Origin of the sequence: Micropruina glycogenica, assembly GCF_900289045.1 — a bacterium.
Taxonomy (GTDB): Bacteria; Actinomycetota; Actinomycetes; order Propionibacteriales; family Propionibacteriaceae; genus Micropruina; species Micropruina glycogenica.
Window position 1 is genome coordinate 977,239 of the sequence record NZ_LT985188.1, and the last position, 14,671, is coordinate 991,909.

Here is a 14,671-nt window from a genome sequence, read left to right on the forward strand (position 1 = left end):
CGATCAGGACTGCTCGTCAGCGAACACGAATGGACGGTCGGACCCCGGAAGGCGTGAAGTGCGGACTCGTGGACCTGAGCGCGCCCAGCTCTCAATCTCATGGACCAGGACAGCCTCAGTGCTGGAAGTTGCGCGAAGCTTGCGCGCCAGCAGGCGGGCGAACGACTTATCGTGCGCGGTGACAATGAGTTGCCTCCGAGATCGAACGTGCCGTAGCACGTCGACGAGCCCCAGCAAATGGACGTCGTCTAGGTTCTGCAAAGGATCATCGAGGAGCAAAGTATCGAGTGAGCTTGGTGAGAGCCCCAGACTGAATGCGAGAAATATCGCAACCGCGAGCGCATTTGACTGAGACGTAGACAGCGTCAGGGAAGGGTCTCGGATCTCAATACCCATTTCGTCATCCGCGACAACGGGATCCAGTCGCGGATGTCCGTAGTACACGCGTGTCGCAAGCCGAATGGACCTGAATGTTGGGTGCGGATCGACCGCGGCATAGAGATGGTCGAGCAAGGGCTGAATCTCCTCTAGGCGTCGCGAGACGAGTTCATCAGATGCGTGCTTCAGATTTGCTGAGACTTCCGTCGCGACCCGCGCCGTCCGCTGCGCGCTGTGGAGGTCGTCTCGGCGGTCAGTGAGATCGGAGTTCAGCTCAGCGAGTTGCGCGCGGCCTGCATCAAGGCGTCGCCGCATGCCTTCCATCTGAATCTGCTCGCTGAACCCCGTAGCCGTCGCACGAAGTGAGTGAATCCGATCCAGTGCACCTTGAATCCCAAGCCGTCGGCGCCCGATCTGCTCACTCACACCGTCTCCCGGCGTGAGGCCTAGATCGCGAAGGATCCGTTCGCGGGTCTCCTGCTGAATTGCTTCCCGCTGGTACTCCTCCTCGATGCGCTGCAGTGCTGCTCTTGCCGACTGGAGCTCGGCGAGACACATGTCGCGCTGAGCACCGGCTTCCGATGCTGCCTGCAGTGAGGCAGAAAGGCCGGCCGCGTCGGCCAGATCCAGGTTCTCATCGAGCGACCGGAGCCGGCGAAGTCGAACGGAGACAGCTTGTGGGTCAATAACCTGGTCACACACCGGGCAGTGAGATCCGAGGAGTTCGAGAGCAAGATCAGCCAGTTGGGCCATCTGCTGCTGGTGGAGCTCCAGCGCTCGAACCCGAGAGCGGGCTTCCGCCGCCACGGCCTCCGCTTGTGCCGCGGCAGCCTCCGCATTGTGCAAGGCTCTCGAAGCGGACTCGACCCGCGAGCGTTCGCGATCCCTGGAGTCCTGAGCTAGACCGTCCACCCGAGTGGGCGCGACGGCTAGTTCGTCGCCGAGAACGTCGAGCCGCGACAGGTCGTTGACCAGTTTCGCCTCTGTCCGGCTAAGGGCTGAGGTGAGCCTTGCGATTTCCCTGTCGGTCACTGACTCGGGCAGTGGGGCGCCGGAAAGCATCGTTACTTCGTGAACCCACGAATCCCACGACGGCCCATCGTTGGCCATCGCTGCCTCGCCGAGTTGGGCTTCCATGGAAATTAGGTCAGATCTGAGCGATTGAAGCCCCAATTCTGCAGCCGCGACCTCCTCCTCGCGCGCCTTGATGGACTTCGACCACCGGCGGCGCTCTGAGTCGAAGTCATCGACAAACTGCGAAAGGCGACGGGCACCAACCATCCGGGCTAGTCCGGCAAACCGTTCGTCGTCGGACTTGCTGCTCAGGAATGCTCTCAGTGTCTCCTGTTGCAGATAGACACTGTCGGAAAGTAGCCCGGCCACGGATTCGGAGAGGTCTTGATGAGGAAACAGCTCCCGATCAAGCCACTCTTGCGCCGCTAAACCCTGCAATGCTGAGCCTTCATGTTGTATGGCAAGCTCACCTCCGCTCGCCCTGGCCGTCCGAGTGATCTTCCAGCTCCCCACACCCGAGGACCCAGACAAGGTAACCGTTGCAGGAGTGCTTGTGTACACGTTCTGCGGTTCGGCGCCGCGTGGATGAGTGCCCGTGAGGACCCAGATGATTGCGTCGCAGACTGTCGTCTTGCCGAGGCCGTTCCGGCCGGCGAGAATCACAATGCGCGCGTTCAGGTCGAACTCGAGTTCCGACGCGATTCCACAGAATCCGGAAACTTGCAAAGAGGTGAGATTCATCGATCGAGACCCCCGTTCTGCTCGCCTGTGATCCAGTGGTGCAACTCGGCCATTAGTGGTTCGCCGCTCGTATAAGCCCTCACAAGGCTGGGGATGGGAGACGTAGGTCCGAAAGCAATGGCCACTTCCTCCACGGGATCTTCGACCCGCCCTCGCTCGATCTCGGGAATCGGAAGCAGGCCGGCGATTTGCCGCCTGACGAACGCTCCCAACACGGTGTCTCCCTGGCGATCGCCAGCTGCAACAGTCAGTTTGCGAGCGCGTCTCGTATCGATGCGCGCTCGCTCGAGCGCCTCCTCGTTGCTCATGGACCTATCACCCGTGATCAGAACGAGGTAAAGATCCCACGCCTTCGGGTCTTGAGCATCCAAGTGCGAGCTCGCGAACCTCGTGAGTGCTTCCTCCGCGTCCGTCCACTGATCCGCCAACTCGCTGCTCGTTTCGAACGCTGCCAAGCCGACCAGTGCATCAGAGCTCTCGAAAACCCGTGCCAAGTAGGTCGTCGCCTTGGTCACGGGCACGCGGCGCATCCCGGACCGCTGAAGGAGGTTGTCGACAGTGTCCAGGACTGTTGATGACTCGATCATGCGCAGATCCTTCTTGCTAGTGCTGCTGCGTCAGCCGTCGCAAGGCTCACGGCCTCCGCCGTACCGAGGGCGACGATCTGGTCAGCGCCCCTGATCAGATCGACCGGGTCTCCCGAGCGCACCAGATCGATTGGCGCAAGATCCGGCGTGGGGTCTGGATTCGAGAAGAGAACCAGACGGTAGTCGGGGGCCGGCCAGGCGTCGAGTTCTCGCGAGAGCTCTGTGGCAACGGTATTCCATGTGCTCTGCCCGGCGACATTGGCGATTCGCATGGGCACGGTGTTCCCACTGACCATGCCAAGGCGGACGTTGCCTCGTCCATCAAGTGCGATCGAAGTCGCGTGGACAGCCTCAGCCACTGCGGCTACAGCGGCGAACAGGTCGCCCAACAGCGCGGTGTCAACCTCGGTCTCGAGACAGTACGTCTGGCGCCGCAGGAGCCACGAAGCACGCTTGCGACCGAGTTGATGGAGTGGGACCTTCAGCATGGCCGTGCGAAGAGCGGGCCATGCATTTGAGTGCCCACCGAGCTCAGACAGCCTCGTGCAACTCGCGTCGAGAAGGCGCCCAACGACGTCATCGCGGAGGCGGTCGGCAAGCTCACTTGCGAAGTCGCACCAAGTCATCCCTATGTGAGTCGCGCTCCCATTGAGCGACGCATAGAAGGTGGTTGAGTCGGTGGGGTCAGGCTCCGTCGGGTCCACTAGGTAGCACGAGATTCCCGTCCGCGTCACGAGCCGGGAAACAGTCTCAGCGAGGATCGGCGCAGGGCTGCCGAGGCCGACGAAGACAACCACCGGAGACATCAGGATCGAGTCCGCGATCGCGGACTCCCAGACCTGGATGGCCGTGTCTGCGATGATGGACGCGCGGAGAATCCAGTCCTTGCTGTCCGCGTCGCAACTTCGGTGCAGGTAGACGAGTGTGCGTCCAGAGAGCGAGTCAGTATCTTCCGGACCCCTGACAACCGTGGTCATGGTTGAGCGACCGTTCACATCGACGAGCGCGTGCTCTTGCGCTAGGTCATAGTTGATAGTGAGGACCGAGCGGACTGCGCCTTCCGCGAGGAGAGCGGCAGCCTCATGGTGCCCTCGATTTGGCTCAGCCATTCGCCAGTCGTGGCGAGGCAGACGGTCAGTTAGTTCCTTCTGGCTGCCGAACTTGTTCCACACAACATCCGCAAGTTCAGCAAGATCCCAATCGTTCACAACGTCACCAGGTGACAGCAGGCCGTCGTTAACGAGTCGGTGGTGCGCATCCATCGACACTCGGGCGCCGCTCTTCAATGACGTTGGTGGATCCATCGATGCTCCGGCGCCTAGTACGAAGACAATCCGTCCACCGCCAGGCTCGCACAGGCTCCTGAGTAACTGCGATGGGATCGACACGAGGCCTCCGATGTGGAGTGTTCCGTGTGAGGCTATCGCCGTCCCATGGTGTTGAGTGGCGAAACCGGACGCTTTGCCGATGTAGGTGCCCCTTCATGTGGCCAATCGCGAGAGTGCGTCGGCGATCAACTGATCACGCCCCTTTGCTGTGTGCTGGTAGAGCAGCGCGGCATTCGCCGTTGAGTGACCGAGGCGCGATTGGAGATCGGCGAGCGTGGCTCCCTGTTGGGCGGCCATCACAGCGCCGGTGTGGCGGAGGTCGTGGAAGCGAAGGTCGGAGCGCCCGGCGATCGTTGCCGCCTTCTTGAAGTAGCTGGTGATGGTCGACGGCCACTGCTGGCGTCCGTTGGCGGCAGGGAAGAGCAGACCCTCCTGGCCGGGCGCCGCGAAGGTCTCCAGATGCGCCTTGATGATCGGGATGAGGTGTGGCGGGATGGCCACGTCACGGATGCCCGCCTCCGACTTCGGCGGCTCGACCTGGATCTTGCGGTTCACCCAGACCACGCCTCGGCGCACCTGGATCACGCCGGTCCAGCGGCCGCCGACGTGGCGCAGCTTGATGTCCTTGCGGCGCAGCTCGGCGATTTCGCCGTAGCGCAGGGCGCACCAGGAGGCGAGGAGCACCATCAGCTTCCACTTCTCGGGCATGTTCTCGACGATCACGTCGAGTTCCTCGATCGAGGCGGGTTCGAGCCGGCGCCGCTTCGGCTGGTAGCCGGCGCCGCGGATGTGCACCGGGCTGGCCTCGATCAGGTCCTCGTCGACGGCGCTGTTCATGATCGCCCGCATCAGCCCGTACGCCTTCGAGATCGCCCGCGGGTTGTCCGAGTTGCCCTCCATGGCGTCCTCGTACCAGCGGCGCACTGCGCCCTTGGTGATGTCCCGGAGCCGCATCCGTCCGAAGGTCGTCACCAGGTGGTGCTCCAGCGTCGCCTCGTAGTTGGCCCTCGTGGACGCCCTCAGCGGCTCGCCCTTGTCGGTGCGCCGCTTCGCGATCCACTTCTTCGCGTAGGTCTCGAAGTCGGGGGTCTTCGCCGCGCCCCGCGCCTTTTCGGCCCGGTGTTTCGGGGGAGACCACTCGTTGGCCTCGATCAGCTTGCGCTCCTCGTGGAGCCAGCCCTCGGCGTCCATCGTGGCCTGGAAAGTTGTCGGGCGACGTGCCACATCGGGTCCGGTCCGTTGGGGACGCCCTGGTGTCGACCCGAGGCGAGTTTGCGTATCGAGCCAACTGGAGCCGACAGCATGCTGGAGTCGACTTGAGATCCCGGCGTCCGCCGGGATGACGTTGAAGTGTCCGCCGGGATGACGGCACGCGGCACGATGGGCGGTACCCCACCGTATGACGGTGAGGGCGGACTCGGCCCAACGGTGGGGCGGGCGGGGCTCGAACCCGCGACCCAGGGATTATGAGTCCCCTGCTCTGACCGGCTGAGCTACCGCCCCCGACGACGCGTTTCGCGGCGCTATCGTAGCCGACGGGCTCGCGTCGCCGGAGTGGCTGATCAGTTGTTCGACTGGGTCAGGGTGTTCTTCAGCAGCCAGACCTTGTGGTCACTCACGTCGCCGGGGTCGATCAGCTTCTGGCTGCGCAGCTTGAGACCGGGCGTGACGAAGGTTGCATCCAACCTCTGGTCACCCGGCTCGTTCAGGGTGTCGATCGCCTTGGTCAGCCGGGTGAAGCCGAACGGTTCGATGACGTCGGCCGCCTTCGGTGTGTTGAAGTCGCCCGCGATCACGGTGGGAACGCCTGGTCGCACGAGAGCCCTGATGGCCTTGCGAATGTCGCTCTTCTTGGTGGCGAGAATGTGCGCGTCCGACCCGCCGATCGCAGCCCCCGGCCGCACGTGAATCGAGATCACGTCCATGCTCAGGCCGCTGCCTTCGACGTCCTCCAAGGTGACCCGGACGGCCCCGTGAATGTCGTTGCCGAAGTCGACGGTCTGCTTGCCGGCGTGCTGCCACTTCGTCGAGTCCCACAGCACGCAGACGTAGCCGACGGTCCAGACCTTGTAGCGGTCGGCGCCGAGCACCGCGCGAATCGCGTCGCGGGCCGCCTCGGTCACCTCGCACAGGGCGTAGACCGAGCACTTCATCTCGTCACGTAGGAACTCGCCGCGGTCGTCGCTGATGTTGAGCAGGCCGCCGAACCGCTGCGCCTCGAGGTTCGCCTGCCCGAACCGGAACTTGCGCCTGGTCGCCGGCGGCTGCACCACCGGGGCCGGGACGTCGTCCATCACCTCGGGAGTGTCGTCGTCATCGGTGCTCGACTGAGTGAGCGCCTGCCGTAGCGCCTGCACCGTGTCGAGCCGGACGACTCCGTCAGCGGTCAGCCCGTGGCCGGTCTGAAACGCGATCACCGCCGCCTCGACGGCCGCGTTGAAGACGTTGCCCGGCGGCAGCGCATTGCCCACCGCGATCAGCAGCGTGACCAGGTCGGCGACGTCCGAGCCGACATCGTTGCCCAGGCGCGACAGCACCCGGTCGCCCAACACGAAGTCGGGACGTCCAGCGGTCGGCCCCCACGGCGCCGCGAGACAGGCCAGCACGTCGGTGCGGAACCGGCCCATGTTCACGAACGGGTCCCCGGGTTTGCGCAGGGTGTGTTCCTTGTGGGCGCCCACCCGTGGCGAGTCAGCGAGTGGCCACTCGCCAGCCAGCTGGCAGGCGGCCGCGGTGGCGACGGCGGCCCGGTAGGTCCAGTCGTCCCACTCGTCGGCACCGCCGGCGCCGTCGATCTCGATGCCCACCGTGACCCGGTTGATCGAGAACGTGGTCGAATCAGGGCCGGGCACCAGGTCGCGATCGAGCGGTGCCGTGCCGGCGATCACCCGGTCGTAGCAGGGTTGGTAGGTGTAGCCGCCGTGGCTGGCGCCACCCGCGCAGATGAACCTGATCCGCCGCTCGAGGGCGTCGATGTGAATGTTGGCCAGCACCTTGAGTTTCGGCCGGTCGACCGGGTTGATCAGGTAGCTGGTCGCGGTCGCCACCCCGCCGGTGTGGTGCACGGTGACGGCCAGCGGTGTCTTCACCGGGCCGCTGTTGGTGCGGGTCTGCCACCCCGGCCACCAGTTCAGAAAGTCGTCCCAGCCCCAATCGGTGAGCAGCCCACCGACCTTCTGGTAGTACGCGGCGTTCTCTTGAAGTCCCATCACGGCCCCCGGTTCGTGTGCCCTCCCTCGCGGGCATCTTCACGCTACGGATGCACGAGCCCCGGCCGCGATACGAGCAATTACCACCGAGGCGCGAAACGGCCCGGGGGAGTCACCCCCGGGCAGTCGGTACCTCGATCGGTCAGCCCGAGATGCGGGCCACCCGGTTGCGCGAATCGGCGTTGTCGACCCGGGCCTGGGTGCGCTGCGCGCCGGTGACGCACACGTCGTCGCCCACCCACGCCTCACGCCACACGTAGCCCTGCACGCAGGTGTGCGGACCGTAGGCGCCGTTCACCCAGCGGCTGGCCTTCACCGCGTTGTCGGCGGCCACCTGCGAACGGGTCGAGCCGGTGACGCAGACGTAGTCGTAGGCGTCGCCCTGCCGCCACACGTACCCCTGCGCGCAGGTGTTGGGGCCGTAGACGAACCGGGCCGGGTTGCGCCGAGCGGACGCCTGGGCGTTGTCGGCCGCGGCCTGCGAGCGCTGAGTTCCGGTAACACAGACGTCGTCACCGGCGTAGGCCTCGCGCCACACGTAGCCCTGCACACAGGTGTGCGGCCCGTAGGCGCCGTTCACCCAGCGGCTCGCCTTCACGGCGTTGTCGGCGGCCACCTGCGAACGGGTCGCGCCGGTGACGCAGACGTGGTCGCTGGATCGGGCCTCGCGCCACACCCAGCCCTGCAGACAGCGGTCGGCGATCTGCGAGGTGATCTTCACCAGGGCGGTCGTGCCGGTCGAGGTGACCTTGATCGTCACACCATTGGCGCTCACCGACTGGGCCGGCGGCTTGCCCGCGGTGCCCAGTGACCGCAGCAGCGTGGGCCTGCCGTTCTTCACCTCGTGGATCAACACGGTGCTCTTCGGAATGCCCCGCGACCAGCCGCTCTTCAGCTGGTACTCGACGGTGTAGTAGTTGAACAGGTCGCCGGGGTTGAACGGCACCCGCACGAGCAGCGAACCGCTGCGGGTGCGCGCCTGCAGCGGCGCGATGCGCACGGTGGCCGAGGTCTCACCAGCCGACCCGAAGGTGCGCACCTTGTTCATCGGCAGCCAGCCGAGCTTGTCGCGGTTGAACGCGTTGAACCCGACGCCGGTTTCGCCGAAGGTTCCGCCGTTGACGCTGTAGACGTGTTGGGCGCTCATCTGGTCCCACATGTCGTCGTATTCGCCGGGCTGCGACCACGACGCGTTCTGGTAGGTCAGGTCGTTGCTGAACGAATGCCCCAGGTCGTAGCCGTGACCCATCTCGTGGGCGGCGAACCGCACGTTCCAGGCACCCGGGTCGAGCAGCACCCGACCGCCCGAGGCGCCCGAGTCCATCTGGGCGTTGATGATCACCGCGATGCGGTTGCCGGCCGGCACCGTGTAGCCGTTGGACGCCGCGGTGGCCACGCAGTCGTTGATCTTGTCCCAGCGCGACTTGGCAGCCTCGGTGGCCTGCGTGTACGGCATGGTGTACCACCCGCGCACGTCGGCGTTGATCTTCACCTTGCCGTAGCTCTGGTTGTTGAAGAAGTCGTACAGGCCGTTCATGCCGGCGCCGGCGGCACCGAAGAACTGGCTGAAGAACGTGGGCGTTTGCGGTGTGGCGGCCACGTCCGACATCTTGCACAGCAGCACCGACCACCCGTTCTGGGTGCGTATCGGCGCCGCGTCGGCGCGCGGAGCGCTGCCCGGCAGCATGGCCAGCCCGGCCAGCGCCGATACACCGGCGGCCAGTACGCGCAGGCCGAACCTGCGCGCGGGCGTGGTGGTGCAAGGCTTCGTCATGAGTTCCCCCTCGTGAGCCGGCTCGATCGAGCCGGGGCTTTGGTCGCCTTGCTGATAGAGCGGCCTCTGCCGGGGGAGATACGAGACTGCGTACTTCTACGGACGGACGCCTCGGCGCGGGCGGGTCTCAATCGTCGTCTGCCTCGGGATCGAGACCGCGGTGGGGGAGATCCCGGCGTTCGCCCGGATGACGAATAGCCGGCGGGAGCGCACGTGGCGCACGGTCGGGGTTACTCGAAGAGTTCCTGAGCGATGTAGCGGCCGGTCTTGGGGGCCGGCGGAACGGCGAAGATCGCCGACCCGACGTGCCTGATGTACTCGTTGAGCAGGTCGAAGCGGCCCAGCTTGGCCTGCAGGTCGACGAAATGCTGCGGGTCGTTCTGGTAGCTGATGAACAGCAGCCCGGCGTCGAGCAGGCCCTGGTCGTTGAGCCCGTCGGTGAAGTTGTAGCCGCGGCGCAGAATCTTCACCCCGGCGTTGTTCTCGGGCGCGGCCAGGGCGATGTGCGAGGCCTGGTCGATCACGTGGGCGCCGTCGGTCTTCAGCGCGAAGTCGGGGGTGTCGAACTCCTTCTCACCGCTCAGCGGGGCGCCTTCGTCCTTGGTGCGGCCGAAGATGCGCTGCTGGTCGCTGATGCGGTCGAAGTCCCATGTTTCGATGGTCATCAGAATCTTGCGGGCCACCTGGTAGGTGCCGCCGGTCATCCAGCCGGCGTCTTTGAGCCAGACGAACTGGTCGTAGTCGGCGTCGGAGCTGACGTTGCGGGTGCCGTCCTTGAAGCCCATCAGGTTGCGCGGCGTCTCTTGCCCGGGCCCGGCGCTGGCCCGGCCGAAGCCGAGCACCACCCAGTGCGTCTGGGCGGTGCTGGTGACCATGCGGGCCAGGTTGCGCACCGCGTGATAGGCGACCTGAGGGTCGTCCGCGCACGCCTGAATCGACAGGTCGCCGCCGGTCAGCTCGGGTTTCAGCGTGTCGCCGGGAATGCGGGGCAATGGCTGCAACAACGCCGGACGCTTGTCGGCCAGGTCGAACCGGTCGTCGAACACGCCGGGCCCCAGCCCCACGGTGACGGTCAGCGACGCCGGGGCCAGGCCCTCGGCCTCGCCGGTGTCGGTGCCCACGGCGTCGGGCCGCGCCGGCTCGATCGGCCCGATCGGCCTGCCCTGCACCAGCTGGCTGATCGCCGCCGACCAACGGGCGAGCAGCACCTGCAGCGACTGCCTGGTGGCGCCCGCGGTGAGATTGAACGTCATGTAGACGCAGTGCCGCTGCGGCGGGGTGCGAATGCCGGCCTGGTTCACCTGGTCGTAGAACGGCACCGACTTGTTCAGTTCGACCGAATCGGTGGCCTCCGGGGCAGTGTCAGCCCCCGCTGCGGCCGCGGGCCGCAGTACGGCGGCGGTGATGCCCGCCCCGACAGCAGCCCCCGCAACGGCACCGCCGGCGGCGCCGACCACGAGCCGACGCCGTGAGAACCCTGCCGAGCCCGCAGGCGGAGGCGGAGCGGTCGCCGAAGCATCGTCGACCTGCGAGTGTTCGCCGGCGTCCTGCGTCATCTGTTCCGTCCCCGACCTTGTGTCTCGGCAGTCGTCCAAAGCCGGCCCTTACTGGGCGGTGGCGACCTTCTCGGCGATCTTCTGCATCGGCTGCTGCAGGCTCAGCACCGCCTGGCTCAGCGTCTTGCGGTATTTGGCCCTGTTGGCGTCGTTCCAGGTGATGTACCCGCCCAGCGCGCTGGAGTCGCGCAGCTTGGCCAACTCGGCGTCCACGTTATCGAACTGGGTGACGACCTCGGTCATCAAGGCGGCGTCGATCTTCTCCAGCCCGGGCTGCAGGTAGGCGAACGCCTGCCGGGCGCCTTCGACGTTGGCGGCGAAGTCGATCAGGTCGGTGTGGCTGAACTCTTCTTCTTCGCCGGTGATCTTGTTCGACTGCACCTCTTCGAGCAGGGCGGCCGCGCCGTTGGCGAGGTCTTCGGGCTTGAAGGTGAGGGTCTTCACCACGTCGACCAGCTTGCCGACGTTGGTCTCGAGGTCGGCGGAGTACTTCTTGGTGCTGTCGCCGATCGTGCCGGTCTTCCACAGGTCGCGCTCGATGGCGTGGAAGCCCGACCAGCCGACCTTCTCGTCGAGGTTGGACGCCCGCATGTCGATCAGGTAGTCGAGGTTGCCCTTGTTGTCGCCCACCTTGAAGCCGGGCATCACGAAGCCCTCGACGTCGGACTCGATCTTCTCGTAGAAGGTGCGGGCGTTGACGTAGGCGGCCTTCGACTTGGCGAGGTCGCCGGCGTCGATGGCGGTCTTCAGGTTGGTGACTGCGGTCTTCAGCTCCTCGGACTGGCCAACCACCCAGGTGGCGTAGTCCTTGGCGCCGGCGTTGAGCAGCGTCGCCGTGCTGCCGGTCGGCGACGCGGCGGCCTGGCCGGTGACGGTGAACGTCTGGGTTTCGGGGGTCGCGCCCAGGCAGTACAGCGTGTACGTGCCGCCGTCCAGGGTGACGGTGAAGCTGCTGGCCGGCAGCCCCGGGGCCAGGTTCTCTTTCTCGCCCAGAATCTTGAGCTCGTTCTGCAACTCGACCTCGGTGATGCCGCTGGCGCTGACGTTCTCGACGGTGAACGTGACGGGGCCGGCCGGCGCCGTGGTGAAGTCTGCGGCGCAGGTGTCGCTGCCGTTGTTGGTGAGCGTCACCTTCACCTGGGCGGCACCACCGGTGACCGGGGCGCTGCCGTCGGCCGGCGCGGACGCCGACGCGGTGCCGCTGGTCTGGGTGGTGGGCGCCGTGGTGGCGCACGCGGCGGTGGTGAGGGCCACCGCCGCGACCGCGACACCGGCGGCCGCTGTGAACCTAGACATTGAGATTCCTCCTTGTTGCTGGCACGGGGGTGGCAGCCGGTTCGGCCACCGAGGTCAGCCGGCGCTGGGCGCGGACGGCGGTGAACAGGGTGAGCAGGGCGGTGAGCAGCAGAACACCGGGGAACACCCGGCCCCAGAACGTGCGTTCCTGCTGGTCGACGCGCAGTTGGGTGGCGGCGCTCGCCGCCCTCGTGACGTGTGTGGGGTCGGCTGTGAGAGAACCGGACGCCACGGCCGTGCCGTCGGGCAGGGTGCCGGCGACGGTGAGGGTGCGCGGGTTCGGCAGGCCCCCGCCAGCAATCGTCACGGCGATCGTCGAGGTCTGGTTGAAGTCGAGCACTTCGCCGTTGGTCAGCCACAGGGTGCGGTCGCCGGCGTGCGTCCACGTGGTGGTGAACGGGCCCTTGGCCACGTCGGGGTTGACGCCGACCGGCAGCCGTCCGCCGTTGAGTTGCACGAGTTCGTCCAGGGTGAGCTGAGCCGGCAGGCCGGCGGTGGCGGCCTGCACCGGCATCGTGTACTGCACGGCGTCGGGCACCGTGGCGTGGGCGACCGACTGACCCTGGGTGAGGTCGACGGGGTTGGCTTGTGAGCCGACGGTCAGGGTGGCGGTACTGCCGGCGACGGCGATCGTGCCGACCTGACTGCCCTGCGCATCGACCACGGTGGCGGCCCCGAGCGACTGCATGGTGGCCGGGCCGACGGCGGCGACCATCACCACTGCCCCCACGCCGAGGGCCCCGGCGACGGCGTAGCGCAGGCGGACTGCGCCCCGCGCGTCCGGCCGGAGCTTCTTGGGCCAGTAGAGGTAGGCGCACATCGGAATCAGGTACGCGAACCAGCCCACCACCTGAATCAGCACCGGGTAGGGCGGAATGCCGAGCACCCCGGTGAACAGAGCGCCCTGCACCGAACCGGTGGGGGCGAGCCACGACAGGTCGAGCACGCGCTGCTGCCCGGCGTTGAGCCACCCGGCCTCATGCATGGTGCCCAGCGTGCTCACCACGAGGCCGGCCGCGACCAGCAGCAGAAACCCGCTGGTGTAGCTGAAGAACTTGCCCAGGTTGAGCTTCATGCCGCCGGTGAACAGGCCGTAGCCGATGACCACCGAGGTGAGAATGCCCAGCGCTGCGCCGGTGGCCGCCAGGCCGGCGTTGGTCGAGGCCGAGAACGTGGCGAGCAGAAACACCGAGGTCTCGAAGCCCTCTTTGAGCACGGCCAAAAACGCCATCAGCACCAGTGCTCGGCTGGTGCCCTCGCCGAGCGCCTCGGTGGCGTGCGCTTCGAGGTCACGTTTCAGACCACGCGCGTTGGTGGTCATCCACAGGATCATGCCGGTGACGAACACGATGGCGACGACGCCGATGATCGCCTCCATGCCCTCTTGGGCGGCCTGGGGGAGGCTCTGTTCGACGAGCTTGAGGCCGATACCGACCGCCAGGCTGAGCAGCACCGCGGCCCCGACGCCGATCAGCATCGGGGTGAGCGAGCGGCCGTTGCGGCGCAGGAACGCGGCGATGATGCCGACGATGAGCGCGGCCTCGAGGCCCTCGCGGAGGCCGATGATGAAGGTTGCCAGCACGTGCGGTTCGCTGCTTCTGTTTGGTGAGTGTCAGTCGGTTAGCCTTGCCTAACCTAAAGCAAAGTATTACCCCCCGCAGATGTATCGCAATTCTCGTCCCACGTTGGGCCTAGGGTCGGGGCATGACCCGTCTTCGTCGTGCGCTGCTACTGATCGTCGTCGGGCTGCTCGGCTACGGCATCGCATGGGCGCAGCCGTTCGTGTTCCGTCCGGCGCTGGTGCCGGGCCAGGACGCCATCACCGACGCAGCCTCGGCGCGTGCGAGGGTGAGCCTCGACGACGTCGGCGGACGGGTGCTGTCGATCAGGCCCGAAACCAGCGACGGCGACCTGCTGTTGGTGCTGTACCCAGGGGGCTTGGTGCGTCCGCAGGCGTACGAGTGGCTGGGCCGCGCGCTGGCCGAGCAGGGTGTGCAGACGGTCATTCCCGAGTTCTTCGCCGACCTCGCGGTCACCGGCAAAGACCGGGCGGACGCCCTGATCGCCCACTACGCGGCCGGCCGCACGGTGGTGATCGGGGGGCACTCGTTGGGCGGCGCGATGGCCGCCGACTACGCCTCGCGTCACGCCGATAAACTCAGCGGCCTGATTCTGCTCGCCGCCTACCCGGCCGGCGGCATCGACCTGACCGGCACCCGCTTTTCGAGCCTCTCGTTGATGGGCGAGAACGACCAGGTGGCTGACGCGGCCAAGGTTCGAGGTGGCATGGCGCAACTGTCGCCCAGCAGTCGGCTGGAGGTTGTTCCAGGCTCGGTGCACGCCTTCTTCGGCCGCTACGGCCCGCAGGCGGGCGACGGTATGCCGAGCGTCGACCGGGCGAGCGCCGAGCAGGCGATCATCGAGCGCGTCGTGGCGTACCTCGGCGAGCGACGGTGAGCCGTCCGTTACACCCCTGAGCGGGCTGGTCGCGGTGCGGGCCGCGCACTAAGTTGGCAACAGAACCCCTCGTCGCAACCGGCGGCGCCGATCACGAAGGAGAGATCATGACCGAAAGCCTGTCTGACGACGAGATCGTCAGCGACGCAGTACCCGGTTCGGGCCCGGTCGGCGACGCCGACGGTGTTGACGGTGACGGCACCGATGGTGACGGCACCGACGGTGTGGATGGCGACGGCACCGACGGTGACGGCACCGATGGTGTGGACGGTGACGGCACGGACGGTGACGGCACCGATGGTGGCGACGCCGACGGAGTAGACGCCTGAGC

The 14,671-nt window shown here is 66.5% G+C and carries 11 protein-coding genes and 1 tRNA gene; 2 read left to right on the forward strand and 10 right to left on the reverse strand.

Going from position 1 to position 14,671, the window contains the following annotated elements; translation table 11 throughout:
* Positions 1 to 3 precede the first annotated feature (3 nt).
* The 10 genes from MPLG2_RS04580 to efeU form a co-directional block, all read right to left on the reverse strand.
* The gene (locus MPLG2_RS04580; RefSeq protein ID WP_105185123.1) at positions 4 to 2,133 is read right to left on the reverse strand and encodes an AAA family ATPase; all 2,130 of its coding nucleotides are present in this window, start codon (positions 2,131 to 2,133) and stop codon (positions 4 to 6) included.
* Positions 2,130 to 2,720 carry a hypothetical protein gene (locus MPLG2_RS04585; protein WP_105185124.1) on the reverse strand — a complete coding sequence of 197 codons (591 nt, stop codon included), beginning with the start codon at positions 2,718 to 2,720 and terminating at the stop codon, positions 2,130 to 2,132. The genes MPLG2_RS04580 and MPLG2_RS04585 overlap by 4 nt, the downstream gene beginning before the upstream one ends.
* Positions 2,717 to 3,982, reverse strand: coding sequence for a hypothetical protein (locus MPLG2_RS04590; protein ID WP_158680877.1), 1,266 nt, complete (start codon positions 3,980 to 3,982; stop codon positions 2,717 to 2,719). The genes MPLG2_RS04585 and MPLG2_RS04590 overlap by 4 nt, the downstream gene beginning before the upstream one ends.
* 219 nt (positions 3,983 to 4,201) lie before the next feature.
* Positions 4,202 to 5,239, reverse strand: a complete 1,038-nt coding sequence (locus tag MPLG2_RS04595; protein ID WP_105185126.1) for a tyrosine-type recombinase/integrase — start codon at positions 5,237 to 5,239, stop codon at positions 4,202 to 4,204.
* A 238-nt stretch (positions 5,240 to 5,477) separates the two neighbouring features.
* Positions 5,478 to 5,551 (reverse strand) — tRNA-Ile (locus MPLG2_RS04600).
* Positions 5,552 to 5,610: 59 nt separating this feature from the next.
* Complete coding sequence (locus MPLG2_RS18310; RefSeq protein ID WP_158680878.1) at positions 5,611 to 7,257, reverse strand: endonuclease/exonuclease/phosphatase family protein; 1,647 nt, start codon at positions 7,255 to 7,257, stop codon at positions 5,611 to 5,613.
* 142 nt (positions 7,258 to 7,399) lie between these two features.
* Positions 7,400 to 9,031, reverse strand: a complete 1,632-nt coding sequence (locus MPLG2_RS04610) for a metallopeptidase domain-containing protein (RefSeq protein WP_105185127.1) — start codon at positions 9,029 to 9,031, stop codon at positions 7,400 to 7,402.
* A 230-nt stretch (positions 9,032 to 9,261) separates the two neighbouring features.
* On the reverse strand, positions 9,262 to 10,587 hold the full coding sequence (locus tag MPLG2_RS04615) for a Dyp-type peroxidase (protein ID WP_105185128.1): 1,326 nt from the start codon (positions 10,585 to 10,587) through the stop codon (positions 9,262 to 9,264).
* A gap of 48 nt (positions 10,588 to 10,635) precedes the next feature.
* Positions 10,636 to 11,883, reverse strand: coding sequence for an iron uptake system protein EfeO (efeO, locus tag MPLG2_RS04620; protein WP_105185129.1), 1,248 nt, complete (start codon positions 11,881 to 11,883; stop codon positions 10,636 to 10,638).
* Positions 11,876 to 13,465, reverse strand: coding sequence for an iron uptake transporter permease EfeU (gene efeU / locus MPLG2_RS04625; RefSeq protein ID WP_105185130.1), 1,590 nt, complete (start codon positions 13,463 to 13,465; stop codon positions 11,876 to 11,878). Before efeU ends, efeO begins: the two co-directional genes overlap by 8 nt.
* A 122-nt stretch (positions 13,466 to 13,587) precedes the next feature.
* Between efeU and MPLG2_RS04630 the strand changes: the two genes are divergently transcribed.
* Complete coding sequence (locus MPLG2_RS04630; RefSeq protein ID WP_105185131.1) at positions 13,588 to 14,340, forward strand: alpha/beta hydrolase; 753 nt, start codon at positions 13,588 to 13,590, stop codon at positions 14,338 to 14,340.
* Positions 14,341 to 14,447: 107 nt separating this feature from the next.
* Positions 14,448 to 14,669, forward strand: coding sequence for a hypothetical protein (locus MPLG2_RS04635; RefSeq protein ID WP_105185132.1), 222 nt, complete (start codon positions 14,448 to 14,450; stop codon positions 14,667 to 14,669).
* Positions 14,670 to 14,671 lie beyond the last annotated feature (2 nt).

What these genes read in the sequence shown, in the direction of transcription:
- MPLG2_RS04615 (WP_105185128.1), bottom strand. Translation starts at nt 10,587, where the DNA reads ATGACGCAGGACGCCGGCGAACACTCGCAGGTCGACGATGCTTCGGCG.
- MPLG2_RS18310 (WP_158680878.1), bottom strand. Translation starts at nt 7,257, where the DNA reads ATGGGACTTCAAGAGAACGCCGCGTACTACCAGAAGGTCGGTGGGCTG.
- MPLG2_RS04610 (WP_105185127.1), bottom strand. Translation starts at nt 9,031, where the DNA reads ATGACGAAGCCTTGCACCACCACGCCCGCGCGCAGGTTCGGCCTGCGC.
- MPLG2_RS04585 (WP_105185124.1), bottom strand. Translation starts at nt 2,720, where the DNA reads ATGATCGAGTCATCAACAGTCCTGGACACTGTCGACAACCTCCTTCAG.
- MPLG2_RS04590 (WP_158680877.1), bottom strand. Translation starts at nt 3,982, where the DNA reads ATGGATGCGCACCACCGACTCGTTAACGACGGCCTGCTGTCACCTGGT.
- MPLG2_RS04580 (WP_105185123.1), bottom strand. Translation starts at nt 2,133, where the DNA reads ATGAATCTCACCTCTTTGCAAGTTTCCGGATTCTGTGGAATCGCGTCG.
- MPLG2_RS04630 (WP_105185131.1), top strand. Translation starts at nt 13,588, where the DNA reads ATGACCCGTCTTCGTCGTGCGCTGCTACTGATCGTCGTCGGGCTGCTC.
- MPLG2_RS04595 (WP_105185126.1), bottom strand. Translation starts at nt 5,239, where the DNA reads ATGGACGCCGAGGGCTGGCTCCACGAGGAGCGCAAGCTGATCGAGGCC.
- MPLG2_RS04635 (WP_105185132.1), top strand. Translation starts at nt 14,448, where the DNA reads ATGACCGAAAGCCTGTCTGACGACGAGATCGTCAGCGACGCAGTACCC.
- efeO (WP_105185129.1), bottom strand. Translation starts at nt 11,883, where the DNA reads ATGTCTAGGTTCACAGCGGCCGCCGGTGTCGCGGTCGCGGCGGTGGCC.